The following is a 15,413-nucleotide window of genomic DNA, read 5'->3' on the forward strand; positions in this document are numbered from 1 at the left end:
GTGTCTACAGCCAGGGCAGGCCGAGGACGACGTCGAGGTCGTCGGGGCCGTCGCCCTCGCGCACGAGCCGGTTGGGCTGGCGGTGGCCGCACGCCGTGCAGCGGTGGACCACCTGCCAGCCCTTGCCCGACTTCTCCACCAGGCCGATCGGCTCCATCGGCGCCCGGCACTCGCTGGCGCGGTCGCCGGGGAGGTCGTCGACGTGCAGCGACCAGAGGCAGACCGGGCAGTGGTTGCGGTAGTGCCCGTCGGTGTTCGCCGGCACGGCCGCGGCGCAGTGCACGCAGGTGAACCCGGTGTTCTCCGCCCGGCGCGAGCGGACGCCGCGGGTCACGCGCGCCCCGATCAGGGGACGAACGGCTCGACCGCGACGACGTCGACGGTGATGGCCCGGCCGTTGGGCGCGGTGTAGGTGACCGTCGCACCCGGCGCGGCGCCCATGATGGCCGACCCGAGGGCCGACTCGGGGGAGTAGACCTGCAGCCCCGTGGTGCCGGCGATCTCCCGCGAGCCGAGGAGGAACTTTTCGGTCTCGTCGTCGCCCTGGAAGCGGATGGTGATGACGGTGCCCGTCGCCGCGTGGGTCGCCGTCGTCGGGGCGTCGCCGACGCGGGCCTTGCGCAGCAGGTCCTCCAGCTGGCGGATGCGGGCCTCCTGCTTGCCCTGCTCGTCCTTGGCGGCGTGATAGCCGCCGTTCTCCCGGAGGTCGCCCTCCTCGCGGCGGGCGTTGATCTCGGCGGCCATGGCCGGACGGCCCGCCACCAGCTGGTCGAGCTCGGCCTTGAGCCGGTCGTGCGCCTCCTGGGTCAGCCAGACGCCCTGGTTCTGCTCGTCAGTGGGGGTGGACACGGCATTGCTCCTGAAAAGTCGGTGGCCGTCCCCCGCCCGGGGAACGGCCGCGATCTGAACGACCAACGTAACACCGGCGGGACGGGCTCGTGTTCCGGTGATCACGCCTGCCGAGATGCGGAACGGTAGCGGCTCGGAGCGTGATCAGCACCACCTCCACCCGATCGGGCGCCGGTGCGGGCGGCGACCTGTCGGAGTCGCGGGGGACAATGGTCGGGTGACCGAAGCAGACCCGTTGCGCCTGCTCGCCGTGCACGCCCACCCCGACGACGAGTCGAGCAAGGGCGCCGCGACGATGGCCAAGTACGTCGCGGAAGGCGTCCGCGTCATGGTGGCGACCTGCACCGGAGGTGAGCGCGGCTCGGTGCTCAACCCGGCGCTGGACCGGCCGGAGGTCTGGGAGCGCCTGCCCGACATCCGCCGGGAGGAGATGGCCCGGGCCCGGGAGATCCTCGGCATCGAGCAGGAGTTCCTCGGCTTCGTCGACTCCGGCCTGCCGGAGGGCGACCCGCTGCCGCCGCTGCCCGAGGGCTGCTTCGCGCTGGTGCCGACCGAGGAGGCCGCGGCCCCGCTGGTCGAGCTGATCCGCCGGTTCAAGCCGCACGTCATCACCACCTACGACGAGCGTGGGGGGTACCCGCACCCCGACCACATCAAGACCCACGAGGTCTCGGTGCACGCGTTCGAGGCCGCCGGCGACCCCGACCGGTACCCGGAGCTGGGCGAGCCCTGGCAGCCGCTGAAGCTCTACTACCACATGAGCTTCACCCTGCCCCGGACGCGGGCGCTGCACGAGGCCATCCTCGCCTCCGGCCAGGAGTCCCCGTACGCCGAGTGGCTCGAGAACTGGGACCCCGACCGGGACATGTCCCACCGGGTCACCACGAAGGTGCACTGCGCCGACCACTTCGCCGTCCGGGACGCCGCGCTGATCGCGCACGCCACCCAGATCGACCCGAACGGCCGCTGGTTCGCCTGCCCGCTGGAGGTCCAGCAGCAGGTGTGGCCGACCGAGGACTACGAGCTGGCCCGCTCCGTCGTCGACTCGAAGGTCCCGGAGGACGACCTGTTCGCCGGGGTGCGCAGTGAGGTGACCGTCCGATGACCCCCGTCTGGGTGCTCGCCGCCGACCAGCAGCTGCCCGAGGACGTCGGCAAGTCCGGGCCGCTCGGCCTGCTGCTCATCGTGCTGCTGCTCATCGCCACCGCCTTCCTGGTGAAGTCGATGAGCCGGCACCTCAAGCGGCTGCCGCGCAGCTTCGACCCCCAGGACGCCGAGCCGCGGATCGTCGTCCCGGACACCCCGGCCGAGCTGCTCGAACCGCGCAAGGAGCCGGGGGAGGAACTGCTCGACACGCTGCGCCGGGCGCCGCGGGCCATCGAGCCGCCCCGCCGGGACGACGACGGCCGGCCCGGCGCCTGACCGGACCGGCCACAGCCGGAGGGGGACGCCGCCGTCCCCGCCGGAGCGGGGACGGCGGTACGGTCACTGCTCCCAGCGGTGCGCGACGTCGATGACGAGCCGGTCGACGTGCGCCGAGCCGCCCTCGAGGACGAAGACGCGGAACGGCAGCCGCGCCCGCGTGCCGATGCCGAGGTCGGAGCGCCCCTCGAACGAGCCCAGCCACGCCACCTGACGCAGGGTGCTGTAGCCGCGGACGTCGACCGCCTCCAGCGCGTCGTCCGGGGTGTAGGTCGGGACGCCGTCCTCGCCGTACCCGACCGCGCCGAGGGTGACCTGCAGCGCGGCGCCGCCGCGCAGCGGAACGGCCGCCCCGCTGCCGTCCTCCCGCACGACCGGCACGTACCGGACCGACCACGAGTCGAAGCCGGACACCTCGGCGACGTCGACGACCACCCGGTCGAAGCAGGCGTGCCGGCCGGCCCGGACGGCGGACACGAGGTCGTCCCCCGGTTCGGTCGCGTTGAGCGACCGGGGCTGGGAGCCCCAGGTGATGCCGCAGTAGGGAGCGGCGGACGCCGCGGCCGGGGCGATCAGGCCCAGGGCCGCCAGCGCGGAGACGAGCAGGACGAGGATGCGAGGGCGGTTCATGGCGGAGCCTCCTGGAGACGTGCCGCGCCCACACGGGGCGACGTGGGCAGGATCCGCCGATGCCTGACCGCTCCACCAGGCCCGGATCTGCCGTCACTCGCCGAAGATCACCGCACTCGATGGGCACAGTTCCACAACACCGCGGCGCGCCTGCTCGCGCCGTCCGGCGGAGTGTGCTCAGCGTCACCGGCCTCAGGCCGGTCGCCGCCAGCGCGACCGTCCCCAGACCGCCACCAGCCCGAGCGGGACGGCGACCAGACCGGCGAGCAGGTAGATGGTGCGGTAGCGGCCGGCGTCGGCCAGGTCGGCGACGGCGACCGCGGCCAGGGCGCTGCCGCAGAACAGGGCCCCGGCGAACAGCGAGACGACGGTGGCCCGGGCTGCCGGCAGCACCTCGGTCGCCCAGGTCTGCAGCGACGAGTGCATGGCGGCCCAGGTGAGCCCCAGCAGGAGCGTCACGGCGATCGCCGCGGTCGCCGTCCGCGACGAGGCCAGCAGCAGGCAGGCGGCGACCGCCGCGGCGGCGCCGACGGCGATCAGCCGCGACGGGTGCACCCGCCGGGAGAGCGGGCCCACCACGGCCGCGCAGACGAACACCGCGACGCCGTAGACCGCGGTCACGCCACCGGCCAGCGCGGGCGGTGCGCCGGCCGCCTCGACGGCGGCGGGCAGGAGGGTGAGGGCGCCGAGCACGACACCGCCCTCGACGAAGGCCAGGCCGAGGACGAACAGCGCCGAGCGCGACCGCGCGACGCTGACCAGCGGTGCCAGGGGACCGCGGTGGGCCCGGGTGCGGGGCGGTTCCGGCAGGCGGCGGAGGGCGAGGCACAGCACCAGTGCCGCGACGCCCGTGGCGACGAAGACGGCCCGCCAGGACCACAGCTGTGCCGCCACGCCGGCCCCGGCCGAGGCCAGCGCGGTGCCGCACGCCACCCCCACCATGAGCCGGGTGAGCTCCCGCTGCCGACGGTCGGCGGGCACGGTGTCGCCGATGTAGATGATCCCGGCCGGGTAGGCGGCGCCGAAGAAGGCGCCGCCCACCCCGCGGGCCAGGCCCAGTGCCAGCGGTGACCCGGCCCCCGCGGCGGCGACCGCGGCCAGACCCGCGACCAGCAGGGCCAGCCGCATCGTGCGCACCAGGCCCAGGGAGTCCGACACCAGGCCCCAGACCGGCTGGCTGAGCCCGTAGGCCAGGAAGTAGGCACCGGCCGCCTGCACCACCGCCGACAGGGGCGCGTCGAGGTCGGCGGCGATGGCCAGCAGCATCGGCGGCATCGCGAAGCGGTCGAGGATGCTGACGAAGGCGTTGACCTGCAGCAGCCGGATCGGGTGGCCCGGGGCGTCGGGCATCAGCGGAGCGGGCGCGGTCGGCGACTCCGCGCCGTCCGGCTCCTCGGGTCGTGCAGGTCGTGCGGCATCGGGCCAGGACTGTCCAGCACCCGCCGCCCGCGGGCAAGTCGGCTCACCCGGCGGAGGGCCGGGCGGCGGCGTCCACCTGCTCGTCGGCCTCGGTCCCTCTCGCCGGGGGCAGGAGGAGGGTGAAGACCGGTGGGGACGGTCGCTGCAGTTCCAGCCGTCCCTGCGCGGACTCGGCGAGCCGGCGGGCCAGCGCCAGTCCGATGCCGTGCCCGTCGTGCCGGTCGGCCCGCCGCGCGAACAGGCGCCCGTCGTCGGGTGGCACCCCCGGGCCCTCGTCGCGGACGTCGATCGCCACGGCGCCGGCGGCCTCGCGGACGGCGACGGTGACCGTGCCGCGGCCGTGCGTGGTGGCGTTGTCGAGCAGCACGGCCAGCACCTGCCGGACCGCCGCGGTCGACGCCCAGGCCTGCGGGGTGCCCGGCTCGACCTGCACCTCGAGGTCGCGGCCGTGCAGGGCCAGGCGCGCCCCCCACTCCGGCGCGAGCTCGCCGGCGAGGGCGCGCAGGTCGACCGGTCCGGCCTGCCCGCCCTGGTCGGCGTGCGCGAGGGTGAGCAGCTCCTCGATGGTCGCCTCCAGGCGGTCGGCGTCGGCCAGGCTGGCGACGATCGCCGGCCGCGGGTCGGCGTCGGACTGGTCCAGGGCCGCCTCCAGCCGCAACCGCAGTCCCGCCAGCGGCGTCCGCAGCTGGTGGGAGGCGTCGGCGGAGAACGCGCGCTCGCGGGCGAGCATGTCGTCGAGGCGGGCGGCGGTGGCGTCGAGCGCCGCCCCGACCGAGTCGATCTCCTGGATGCCACCGCGGCGGCTGCGCACGCTGAAGTCGCCGTTGCCGAGCCGGCGGGCGCGGTCCTCGAGGTCCTCCAGCGGGCCGGCCAGCCGGCGGGCCTGGCGGCGCCCGACCAGCCAGGCGATCCCCACCGCGCTCAGCGCGAGCCCGGCCATCCCGGCCCACACCAGGACGACGTCCCCCACCACGGCGCCGCGCGAGGAGGTGACCAGCACCGCGCCGATCACGTCCTCGGAGTGCGTCACGGGGACGGCGGCCACGAGGACGCCGTCGTCGCTGGCGGTGGTCACGTCGCCGTCGAGCGCGTCCGCCAGGACGTGGGGGTCCACGGGGGGCGCGGACCCGGCCAGCAGGTCGCCGTCCCTGCCGTACACGGCGGCGCTCCGCACCCGGTCGTCGTCCCCGAGGTCGGTGTAGTCCTCGCGCTCGACGGGGTCGCCGTCGTCCACGTCCTCGGACACCTCGATCGCCACGTCGCTGGCGATCGCCACGAGGTGGCCGCGCTCGTGCTGGAGGGCGTACTTGAGCACGCCGGCGCCCAGGGGCACGCCGAACAGGCAGATGGCGAGGACGGAGGCCAGCAGGGCCACGCCGATGATCCGAGTGCGCACGGGCGTCGTCTCCGTTCCGCCGTCGCCGTCGGCACCACGCTCGGTCGACGCCAGGATGCCGCGCCGGCTCGGTGCTGTCATCGGACCTGCGTGCCACCGAGGCGATCGAGCGGATGCCCCCGGGACGACGCCGCGGCTGCCACGATGTCCCCATGGCGGGCCGGATCCTGCTGGTCGAGGACGACCCGACGATCGGTGAGGTGCTGGCGGCGAGCCTGCACAGCCACGCCTACGACGTCGACTGGGCCCAGACCGGCGCCGACGCCCTCGACCGTGCCGCCGCCGGCCCGGTCGACCTCGTCCTGCTCGACCTGGGGCTGCCCGACCTCGACGGCGTGGAGGTGTGCCGCCAGATCCGCCGCCTCCAGCCGGGGTCCGTGCTGGTCATGCTGACCGCCCGGGCGGCGGAGATGGACGTCGTCGTGGGGCTGGAGGCGGGCGCCGACGACTACCTGGTCAAGCCGGTCCGCCTGGCCGAGCTGCAGGCGCGGATCCGTGCGCACCTGCGGCGCGGCGGGAGCGCGGCCGAGCCGACGGTCCGCACCCTGGGGGACCTGGTCGTCGACGTGCCGCGCCACCGGGTCACGCTCGGCGGGCGGGAGCTGCGGCTGCGCCCCAAGGAGTTCGACCTGCTGGCGCGGCTGGCCGCCCAGCCCGAGGTCGCGCACAGCCGGGAGCAGCTGATGAGCGACGTGTGGGACGAGAACTGGTTCGGCTCCACCAAGACCCTCGACGTCCACGTCGCCGCGCTGCGCCGCAAGATCCAGGAGGGCGCCGCGTCCGGGGACCGTGTCCCGCGGATCGTCACGGTGCGCGGGCACGGCTACCGGCTCGAGCTGCCGGCCCTCGACGGGGGCGGCAGCTCCTCGGCGCCCGGGGCGCCGATCGGCTGACGGCGGCCCGTCCCGCCGCGGGACAGCGAGGAGCGCTGCCCGGGTCGCAGGTCGGCCACGGCCACCAGCCGCGACTCCGGCCGGACCGGGACCTGCGGCGACGGCGTGAGGGTGATCTCCCAGGTGGCGACCTTGGCGACGGTGTCGACCCCGACGTGCAGGTCCGCGGACGTCCCGGCGGAGCGGGTCGTGATCGACCGGCGGGCCTCCTCGCCGGTGAGGACCCGGTCGAGCAGCCCGAGGACGGCGTCGAGGTGGTCATGGGGACGCGGGTCGTCCCGGCAGGTGTGCGCCGTGACGGTCAGCACGCGGGTCTCGTGCGGCGATCCCGGCACCCCGTCGTCCCAGCTCGGGACGATGAAGCAGGGGTCGGTGGCCGCGGACGGGCCCCGCTCGAGGCGGTCGGCGTAGTTGAGCAGCAGGGCGCTCAACACGGCGTCCCGGGTGAGCAGGCCACCGACCACGCGGCGAAGGTCCATCGTCGCCCTCCCGTCCCTCGTCGCAGGACCGGCAGCGTCGGCGCGGCCGCCCGTGCCCCCGTCCGGTGGTCGGCCGGTGCGCTGACGACGTTATGCCCCGAGCGCCCAGCGGCAGACCAGAGGAAGGCAAGAAGTGCGTTAACGCCGCGCCCGTCGCAGCCCGCCGGGCCGGGCGCCACCCGGGGCCGCGAGGCCACCCGACACGATGGTGGGAGCGGAGCCGGTGGGGTAGGAGTCGGGGCGTCGCCGAGTGGCGGGGACCGGCCGCGGTCCGGCCTCCCCGGACTCGTCCGGACTCCCGAGGAGGACGCGGTGCCCAACCGGCTCGAGCGGGCGACCAGCCCCTACCTCCTGCAGCACGCGGACAACCCCGTCGACTGGCGGGAGTGGGGCGAGGAGGCCTTCGCCGAGGCCCGCGAGCGCGACGTCCCGGTGCTGGTCTCGGTCGGCTACGCCGCGTGCCACTGGTGCCACGTCATGGCGCACGAGTCCTTCGAGGATGAGGCGACCGCGGCGCAGATGAACGCCGACTTCGTCTGCGTGAAGGTCGACCGCGAGGAGCGGCCGGACGTCGACAGCGTCTACATGACCGCCACCCAGGCGCTTACCGGTTCCGGGGGCTGGCCGATGACGGTGTTCACCACCCCGGACGGGAGACCCTTCTACTGCGGCACCTACTACCCGCCGCGCCCGGCGCACGGCGTCCCCGCGTTCCGCCAGGTGCTCGCCGCGGTCACCGACGCCTGGCGGACCCGCCGCGAGGAGCTGGAGTCGGCGAGCACGCGGATCGTGCGCGGCATCTCCGCCCGGCTGGAGCTCGGCGCCCCCACCCCGCTGTCGGCCGCGGACCTCGACGCCGCGGTCGCCGCCGTGGCCGGCGGCTACGACGAGCGGGCCGGGGGCTTCGGCGGGGCGCCGAAGTTCCCGCCGTCGATGCTGCTGGAGTTCCTGCTCCGGGCGCACGCCCGCACCGGGGACGCCGAGGCGCTGCGGATGGTCCGCGGGACGCTGGAGGCGATGGCCCGCGGCGGCATCAACGACCAGCTCGCCGGCGGGTTCGCCCGCTACTCCGTCGACGCGGCGTGGGTCGTGCCCCACTTCGAGAAGATGCTCTACGACAACGCCCTGCTCCTGCGCGTGTACGTGCACCTGTGGCGGGCGACGGGGGAGGGGTGGGCCCGGCGGACCGCCGACGAGACCGCCGCCTTCCTCCTCCGGGACCTCGGCACGCCCGAGGGCGGTTTCGCCTCCGCGCTCGACGCCGACACCGAGGGGGTCGAGGGGCTCACCTACGTGTGGACTCCGGCCCAGTTGGCCGACGTGCTCGGGGAGGACGACGGCCGCTGGGCCGCCGAGCTCTTCGGGGTGACCGAGCGCGGCACGTTCGAGCACGGGACGTCGACGCTGCAGCTGCGGCGGGTCCCCTCCGACCGGGCGCGCTTCGCCGCGGTGCGGGAGCGGCTCGCCGCGGCCCGCGCCCGCCGTCCGCAGCCGGCCCGGGACGACAAGGTGGTGACCGCGTGGAACGGGCTGGCGATCGCGGCGCTCGCCGAGCACGGCGTCCTCACCGGGGACGGGGACTCCCTGGCCGCGGCCCGCCGCGCCGCCGAGTTGCTGGCCGACGTCCACTGGGTGGACGGCCGGCTGCGCCGTGCCTCGCGGAACGGCGTCGCCGGGAGCCCGGCCGGGGTGCTCGAGGACTACGGCGACCTCGCCGAGGCCCTGCTCGCCCTGCACCAGGCCACCGCGGAGGGGCGGTGGCTGGAGCTGGCCGGGGACCTGCTCGACGTCGTCGCCGACCAGTTCATCGACGAGGACGGCTGGCACGACACCGCGGCCGACGCCGAGGCGCTGGTGCACCGGCCGTTCGACCCCGCCGACGGCCCGACTCCCGCCGGGATCGCCGCGGCCGCCGGGGCCGCGGTCACCTACGCGGCGCTGGCGGGGTCGCCGCGGCACCGGGAGCTGGGGGAGGCGGCGGTCGGCTCGCTCGCCCCGCTGGTCACCCGGGCGCCGCGGGCGGCCGGCTGGGCCGCGGCCGTGGGTGAGGCGCTGCTGGCCGGACCGCTGGAGGTCGCGGTGAGCGGCCCGGCGGGCCCGGAGCGCGACGCCCTCGACGCCGCGGCCCGCGCCTCGACCAGTCCGGGCGCCGTGGTGGTGACCGGGGAGCCGGACGCCCCCGGGGTGCCGCTCCTGGCCGGGCGGCCGCTGGTCGGGGGGCGGCCGGCGGCCTACGTCTGCCGCGGGTTCGTCTGCTCGGCCCCGGTCACCGACGTGTCCGCTCTGAGCGCAGCGATGAGCCCTTCCTGAGCGGCGCACGACGGCTTACCGTGTAAGCGTGTAATCAGCAACGCTGAGGAGGCCGTCGTGCACGGACACCACCACCGCTTCTCCGATTCCCCGTTCGCCGGCATGCGCGGCGGGTTCCGCGGTCCCTTCCGCGGCCGTGGACCCGGTGGCCGCGGCCGCGGCAGCGAGGCGCCGCCGCCCGTGGAGCGCGCCGAGGTCGCCGGCTGGTTCGCCGGGCGGCTGCCCGACGGCTGGTTCACCGCGCCGGTGGAGCTGGCGATCGACCGTGACGAGATCACCGTCGTCGGCACGCTGCCCGAGCCCTCGGCCGGCGAGGGCGACCCGGCGGCCGCGCGGGCCGGGCGGATCGCCCGGTTCCGGGAGGAGACCCGCGAACAGCGGATGGCGATCGCCGACGCCGCCCAGGAGCGCTACGGCCGGTCGGTGGCGTGGGGCGCGGCCTGCGGGGACGAGCGGGAGCTGTTCACCAACCTCTCGGTGCCGGTGATGACCCGGCTCCGGCAGCCCGAGCGGCTGGTGCTCGACACCCTCGTCGACGCCGGCGTCGCCCGCTCCCGGTCCGAGGCGCTGGTCTGGGCCGTCCGCCTGGTCGGGCAGCACGCCGACGCCTGGCTGACCGAGCTGCGCGAGGCGATGGCGGCGGTGGAGGAGGTCCGCGGCCGGGGGCCGACCGTCAGCTGACCGGGCGTGGCACGCTGCCGGACGTGTCGCGGCCGCTGGACCTCCTGGACACCGCCTACGCCGACCTCGCCGACGAGCTGTACCGGCTCACCGCGGCCGGCCGCTCCTGGGCCCCGACGGGCTGCGCCGGCTGGGCGGTCGTGGACCTGGGCTTCCACCTGCTCAGCGACACCCGTCGCGCGCTCGTGGCGCTCAACACCCCCGCCGGCGGGCCGGCTGACACCGACGCGGTCGACTACTGGCGGGCCTGGCGGCCACCCGAGCCCGGCGACGAGGAGGCGCTGCGGCGCACGCGCGCGGTGGCCAGCGTCGCGGCCGAGCCCGCCGTCCTGGCCGAGTGGTACGCCGAGTCGTCGGCCGCGGTCGTGGTGGCGGCCGGGCGCGTCGCGCCGGAGGACCTCGTCCGCACCCAGGGCCGGGCGCTCACCGTGGCCGACCTGCTCTCGACGCTGGTGGTCGAGGCCGCCGTCCACCACCTCGACCTGGTCCGCCACCTGGGCCGGCCGGGACCGGCCGCCGGTCCGCTGGTCGAGGTCCGCCGCGTGCTCCAGGGCCTGCTCGGCGCGCGGCTGCCCGTGCAGTGGGACGACGTCACCGCGGCCCGGCGCGGCACCGGCCGCGAGCCGCTGGACGACGCCGACCGGGCGCTGCTGGGCGCGGCAGCGGAGCGCTTCCCCTTGTTCGGCTGAGGAAGACCCCGCTGCAGGGCCCCGCCCCTCGCAGGCTCGCGGCGGGGCCCTGCAGCGGGGGCGCACTGGACCCGTCGGGGACACTCGACGTCGTGCCGACCGACGCCGCGCCCGCCGCCACCGACGTCCTGGTCGTGGGGGCCGGCCCTGCCGGTGCGGCGGCCGCCGCCTGGGCGGCGCGGGCCGGGCGGGACGTCGTCCTCGCCGACGCGGCGGTCTTCCCCCGGGACAAGGCCTGCGGGGACGGTCTCACCCCGCGGGCGATCGCCGAGCTGGACCGCCTGGGCCTGGGCGACTGGGTGCGGGCGCGGGCCCGCAACCGGGGCCTGCGCGCCGCCGGGTTCGGCCGGGAGTGGCAGCTGCCCTGGCCCGGCGGGGAGTTCCCCGACCACGGCAGCGCCGTGCCGCGCACCCAGCTCGACGCGCGCATCCGCGAGGTGGCCCTCACCGACGGCGCCACGCCGCTGCAGGGCGCCCGCGCGGTCGACGTCGAGCGGGACGGCGACCGGGTGACCGCGGTGGTGTTCGAGGTCGGCGACGAGACGGTGACCGTCGGCTGCCGGCGGCTGGTCGTCGCCGACGGCGCCCGCTCACCGCTCGGGCGGGTGCTCGGCCGCGAGTGGCACCGCGACACCGCCTACGGGGTCGCCGCCCGCGGGTACGTGCGCTCCGGCCGGGCGGACGACGAGTGGATCTCCTCGCACCTGGAGCTGCGCGGCGGGGAGGGTGAGCTGCTCTCCGGCTACGGCTGGGTGTTCCCGCTCGGTGCGGGGTCGGGGCAGGTCAACATCGGTGTCGGGACGCTGGCCACGGCCCGCCGTCCGGCCGGGGTGGCGCTCAAGGCGCTGCTGGAGACCTACGCCGACGCGCGCCGGGAGGACTGGCAGCTCGACGGGCCGGTGGAGGCGCCGTCCTCGGCGCTGCTGCCCATGGGCGGGGCGGTGTCCGGGGTGGCGGGGCGGAACTGGGCGCTGGTCGGCGACGCCGCGGGCTGCGTCAACCCGCTCAACGGCGAGGGCATCGACTACGGGTTGGAGACCGGCCGCAGCGTCGTCGACCTGCTGGATGAGGACCTGTCGCGCGCCTGGCCGGCCGGCCTGCGGCGGCACTACGGCGAGGCGTTCTCCATCGCCCGCCGGCTGGCCGGGCTGCTCACGCTGCCGCGGTTCCTGCCCGCCGCCGGGCCGGTCGGCATGCGCTCGCGGGCGCTGATGACCGTGGCGCTGCGGGTGATGGGCAACCTGGTCACCGAGGAGGACCGCGACGTCGTCGGCCGAGCCTGGCGCGCCGCCGGCCGCGTGTCGACCCGCTTCGACGACCGCCCGCCCTTCAGCTGACCGACCTCCAGCAGGCTGCGCCCCAGGGACGGGCTGGCAGCGGTCCCGACACCGGCGCTCAGCCGACGAAGGGTGAGTTGTACATCGCGAAGTAGACGGCGATGTAGTGGCAGATCGCCGCCACGACGGTCAGCGCATGGAAGACCTCGTGGTAGCCGAAGACGCCGGGCACCGGGTTGGGCTTCTTCACCGCGTAGGCGACGCCGCCGAGCGTGTACAGCACACCGCCGACCGCGAGCAGCACCAGCGAGGCCACCCCGGCGATGTGCAGGATGTCGGTGAGGATGAAGACGGCGACCCAGCCCAGGCCGATGTAGAGCGGCACGCCCACCCACCGCGGCGCCGTCGGCCAGGTGAGCTTGAGGAACACGCCGGCCAACGCGCCGGCCCAGACCCCGCCGAGGACCCAGTAGCCGGTCGGCTGGTCGACGGCCAGCAGCGAGAACGGCGTGTAGGTGCCGGCGATGAACAGGAAGATCATCGAGTGGTCGAGCCGCTTCATGACCTTCCAGCCGCGTGGTGACCACCGGCGGCGGTGGTAGAGCGCGCTGATGCCGAACAGGCCGCAGATCGTCACGCAGTAGACGGCGACGGAGAAGCCCGCCCGGGCGCCGAGCACCGAGCCGAGCGGGACCAGCACGGCTCCGGCCACGATCGCGCCGAAGAACGCGAACAGGTGCAGCCAGCCGCGCAGCCGCGGCCGGGTGTCGGGGTGCTCCCAGTCGGCGTCGGCGAAGTCCGCGGCCGTCCACGTCCGCTCGACCCGCTCACCCTCCTCGAGGACCGCGGTGACCGCTTCTCCGCGAGGGGCCTCGAACTCGGCGCTGTCCGCCTCGACCCGCACGGGTTCACGGTCACCGGGAAGAGGGTCCATGCGCCGAGGTTACGAGCCCGCGGACGGGACCGCAGTGGCACCCGGCTGTGCGTCCGCCGTCCGTCCGCGACGCCTCCGCGCAGGTCGGGAACGGTGCGCGGGGTCGCGCGGCCGGGGGCCTAGGGTGACCCCCCGTGGGGGTTCGGCAGTGGGTCCGTGACGTCCTCACCGAGGTCTACGAGCGCCGGCTCGCGCGGGCCCTGGTGGGCGCCGACACCCCCCGCCACGTGGGGGTGATCGTCGACGGCAACCGGCGCTGGGCCCGCGCGATCGGGCTCGAGGACCCCAACGCCGGCCACCGCCGTGGCGCGGACAAGATCGCCGCCTTCCTGGGGTGGTGCGACGAGGCCGGCGTCGAGGTGGTCACGCTCTTCCTGCTCTCGACCGACAACCTCTCGCGGCCCGAGCCCGAGCTGGTCCCGCTGCTGCGGATCATCGAGGGCGTCGCCGAGGACCTGGCCGCGCCCGACCGCCGCTGGCAGCTGCGTCCGGTCGGCGCGCTGGAGCTGCTGCCGGCCGAGACCGTCGCCGTCCTCAAGCAGGCGGAGGAGACCACCCGCGACCGGCCGGGGGCGACGGTGAACCTGGCCGTCGGCTACGGCGGACGGCGGGAGATCGCCGACGCCGTCCGGTCGCTGCTGACCGAGCACGCCGAGCTCGGGACCTCGCTGGACGAGCTGATCGGCCAGCTGGACGTCGAGCACATCGCCGAACACCTGTACACCCGCGGCCAGCCCGACCCCGACCTGGTGATCCGCACCAGCGGGGAGCAGCGGCTGTCGGGGTTCCTGCTCTGGCAGACCGCGCACTCGGAGTTCCACTTCACCGACGTGTACTGGCCCGACTTCCGCCGCGTGGACTTCCTCCGGGCGCTGCGGGCCTACGCCGCCCGGCACCGTCGCTTCGGCGGCTGAGAAACTCAGCGGTCATGGCGGCCTCTCCCCTCGACGTCCCCCTGGAGTACGTGCGGCTGGGGCTGCGGTTCGACCGGCTGGAGTCCGGCTTCGTCGACGCCTACACCGGCGACAAGCGGATCCGCGCCGAGGTGGAGGCCGAGCCGGCGCCGACGCCGAGGCAGCTGCGCGACCAGGCCCGGGCGCTGCTGCGCGAGCTGGACGTCGCGGACCTGCCGGCCGACCGCACCGAGTTCCTCCGCGGCCAGCTCACCGGGCTGGAGTGCAGCGCCCGCAAGATGAGCGGCGAGCCGGTGGCCTTCCTCGACGAGGTGTCCAGCTACTTCCAGGTCGACGTCACCCTCGGCGACCCCGCCGGGTACGCCGCGGCCCACGCCGAGCTGGACGCGCTGCTGCCCGGGAGCGGCCCGCTGGCCCAGCGGTACGCCGCCCACCGGCGCCGGGAGGAGTGCCCACCCGGGCGGCTCGCGGAGGCGGTGCAGGCGCTCTCCAGCGCGCTGCGGGACCGCGTGCGCGGTGAGTACGGGCTGCCCGAGGTCGAGACGGTGCACTACGAGGTGGTCACCGACCAGCCGTGGTCGGGCTTCAACTACTACGAGGGCGACTACCACTCGCGGGTCGCGATCAACGCCGACCTGCCGCACCGGCTCGGCCAGCTGCCGCACCTGGTCGCGCACGAGGCCTACCCCGGGCACCACACCGAGCACTGCCGCAAGGAGCTGGGCCTGGTCGAGCGGGCCTCCCGGCTGGAGCACACCGTCTTCCTGGTCAACACCCCGGAGTGCCTGATGGCCGAGGGGCTGGCCGATCTCGGCGTCCAGGCGGCGATCGGGCCCGGGTGGGGCCCGTGGGCGGCCGAGGTGCTCGGCGACCTGGGGCTGCACTTCGACGGACACCTCGCCGAGCGGGTCGCGGCCGCGTCCGCGCCGCTCAACCGGGTGCGCCAGGACGCCGCCGTCCTCCTGCACGACCGGGGTGCGGACGCCGACGAGGTGGCGGCCTACATCCAGCGGTGGTCGATGGTCAGCGCCGACCGGGCGCGCCAGCAGCTGCGCTTCCTCACCCATCCGCTGTGGCGGGCCTACATCACCACCTACGTGGAGGGCTTCGACCTGCTGTCGGCCTGGCTGGACGCCCGTCCGGACGGTCAGCGCGTGGCCGACCGGTTCGTGCGGCTGCTCGACGAGCCGTTGACGCCGGGCGCCGTCGCGGGCGAGCTGCGGGCCGCCTGACCTGATGGCGACGCGCGACCCCGAGGAGGCCCGCGACCTGGGCCTGTGGACGGCGGGCTGGCTGGCCGTGCTGCTGGTCGGCGGCATCTGGTGGATCGGCGACCTGCGGCTGCAGTGGCCGGTGCTGCTCGTGCCGCTGACCTGGGCCCTGGTCGCCGCCCGGCCGCGCGGGGGTCGCTGAGACGACTGGGACGCGTGGTGCCCCGAGCGGGTGACACGCCGCCTCTCGGACATGTTCCTGTCACCTCCCCGGCCTACCGTCCGCAGTGGAGGACGAGCTCACCTCGC

17 protein-coding genes are annotated in these 15,413 nt (G+C 75.7%); 10 read left to right on the forward strand and 7 right to left on the reverse strand.

Annotation, left to right across the window (positions count from 1 at the left end):
• Positions 1 to 4 precede the first annotated feature (4 nt).
• Positions 5 to 334 carry an RNHCP domain-containing protein gene (locus tag ACI782_RS01705; RefSeq protein ID WP_456905430.1) on the reverse strand — a complete coding sequence of 110 codons (330 nt, stop codon included), beginning with the start codon at positions 332 to 334 and terminating at the stop codon, positions 5 to 7.
• 11 nt (positions 335 to 345) lie between these two features.
• A complete protein-coding gene (greA, locus tag ACI782_RS01710; protein WP_456905431.1) occupies positions 346 to 849 on the reverse strand; it encodes a transcription elongation factor GreA in 504 nt (167 codons plus the stop codon).
• A gap of 217 nt (positions 850 to 1,066) precedes the next feature.
• On the opposite strand from greA, the gene mca reads away from it, so the two are divergent.
• Together mca and ACI782_RS01720 are read left to right on the forward strand one after the other, a co-directional pair.
• Complete coding sequence (mca, locus tag ACI782_RS01715; RefSeq protein WP_456905433.1) at positions 1,067 to 1,954, forward strand: mycothiol conjugate amidase Mca; 888 nt, start codon at positions 1,067 to 1,069, stop codon at positions 1,952 to 1,954.
• Positions 1,951 to 2,271, forward strand: a complete 321-nt coding sequence (locus ACI782_RS01720; protein ID WP_456905435.1) for a hypothetical protein — start codon at positions 1,951 to 1,953, stop codon at positions 2,269 to 2,271. Before mca ends, ACI782_RS01720 begins: the two co-directional genes overlap by 4 nt.
• A gap of 63 nt (positions 2,272 to 2,334) precedes the next feature.
• On the opposite strand, the gene ACI782_RS01725 is transcribed toward ACI782_RS01720, so the two are convergent.
• The 3 genes from ACI782_RS01725 to ACI782_RS01735 form a co-directional block, all read right to left on the reverse strand.
• On the reverse strand, positions 2,335 to 2,901 hold the full coding sequence (locus ACI782_RS01725; protein WP_456905437.1) for an AMIN-like domain-containing (lipo)protein: 567 nt from the start codon (positions 2,899 to 2,901) through the stop codon (positions 2,335 to 2,337).
• A gap of 192 nt (positions 2,902 to 3,093) precedes the next feature.
• Complete coding sequence (locus tag ACI782_RS01730) at positions 3,094 to 4,251, reverse strand: MFS transporter (protein WP_456905439.1); 1,158 nt, start codon at positions 4,249 to 4,251, stop codon at positions 3,094 to 3,096.
• Between the two features lie 112 nt (positions 4,252 to 4,363).
• Positions 4,364 to 5,797: an ATP-binding protein gene (locus tag ACI782_RS01735; RefSeq protein WP_456905441.1), complete on the reverse strand. Its 1,434-nt coding sequence runs from the start codon at positions 5,795 to 5,797 to the stop codon at positions 4,364 to 4,366.
• A 71-nt stretch (positions 5,798 to 5,868) separates the two neighbouring features.
• Here ACI782_RS01735 and ACI782_RS01740 point away from each other — a divergent pair, with 71 nt between their 5' ends.
• The gene (locus ACI782_RS01740) at positions 5,869 to 6,609 is read left to right on the forward strand and encodes a response regulator (RefSeq protein WP_456905443.1); all 741 of its coding nucleotides are present in this window, start codon (positions 5,869 to 5,871) and stop codon (positions 6,607 to 6,609) included.
• Here ACI782_RS01740 and ACI782_RS01745 read toward each other — a convergent pair.
• Entirely contained in the window at positions 6,540 to 7,088 is a 549-nt protein-coding gene (locus ACI782_RS01745; protein ID WP_456905445.1) for a hypothetical protein, read from the reverse strand. The two genes, ACI782_RS01740 and ACI782_RS01745, sit on opposite strands and share 70 nt — an antisense overlap.
• A gap of 312 nt (positions 7,089 to 7,400) precedes the next feature.
• On the opposite strand from ACI782_RS01745, the gene ACI782_RS01750 reads away from it, so the two are divergent.
• The 4 genes from ACI782_RS01750 to ACI782_RS01765 all read left to right on the forward strand — a co-directional run bounded on the left by ACI782_RS01750 (position 7,401) and on the right by ACI782_RS01765 (position 12,105).
• A complete protein-coding gene (locus tag ACI782_RS01750) occupies positions 7,401 to 9,398 on the forward strand; it encodes a thioredoxin domain-containing protein (protein WP_456905447.1) in 1,998 nt (665 codons plus the stop codon).
• 57 nt (positions 9,399 to 9,455) lie between these two features.
• Positions 9,456 to 10,079, forward strand: coding sequence for a hypothetical protein (locus ACI782_RS01755; protein ID WP_456905449.1), 624 nt, complete (start codon positions 9,456 to 9,458; stop codon positions 10,077 to 10,079).
• Positions 10,080 to 10,102: 23 nt separating this feature from the next.
• Entirely contained in the window at positions 10,103 to 10,768 is a 666-nt protein-coding gene (locus ACI782_RS01760; RefSeq protein ID WP_456905451.1) for a maleylpyruvate isomerase N-terminal domain-containing protein, read from the forward strand.
• A gap of 92 nt (positions 10,769 to 10,860) precedes the next feature.
• The gene (locus ACI782_RS01765) at positions 10,861 to 12,105 is read left to right on the forward strand and encodes a geranylgeranyl reductase family protein (protein WP_456905453.1); all 1,245 of its coding nucleotides are present in this window, start codon (positions 10,861 to 10,863) and stop codon (positions 12,103 to 12,105) included.
• A 58-nt stretch (positions 12,106 to 12,163) separates the two neighbouring features.
• Here ACI782_RS01765 and trhA read toward each other — a convergent pair whose 3' ends face one another.
• Positions 12,164 to 12,979, reverse strand: coding sequence for a PAQR family membrane homeostasis protein TrhA (gene trhA, locus ACI782_RS01770; RefSeq protein WP_456905455.1), 816 nt, complete (start codon positions 12,977 to 12,979; stop codon positions 12,164 to 12,166).
• A 134-nt stretch (positions 12,980 to 13,113) separates the two neighbouring features.
• Between trhA and ACI782_RS01775 the strand changes: the two genes are divergently transcribed.
• Genes ACI782_RS01775 through ACI782_RS01785 form a run of 3 tightly spaced genes read left to right on the forward strand, consistent with a single transcriptional unit; the run spans position 13,114 to position 15,306 of the window.
• Entirely contained in the window at positions 13,114 to 13,893 is a 780-nt protein-coding gene (locus ACI782_RS01775) for an isoprenyl transferase (protein WP_456905457.1), read from the forward strand.
• A 14-nt stretch (positions 13,894 to 13,907) separates the two neighbouring features.
• Entirely contained in the window at positions 13,908 to 15,125 is a 1,218-nt protein-coding gene (locus ACI782_RS01780) for a DUF885 domain-containing protein (RefSeq protein WP_456905459.1), read from the forward strand.
• A gap of 4 nt (positions 15,126 to 15,129) precedes the next feature.
• Positions 15,130 to 15,306, forward strand: coding sequence for a hypothetical protein (locus tag ACI782_RS01785; protein WP_456905461.1), 177 nt, complete (start codon positions 15,130 to 15,132; stop codon positions 15,304 to 15,306).
• Positions 15,307 to 15,413: the final 107 nt, after the last annotated feature.

The sequence above is a fragment of the Geodermatophilus sp. SYSU D00703 genome (assembly GCF_054050155.1).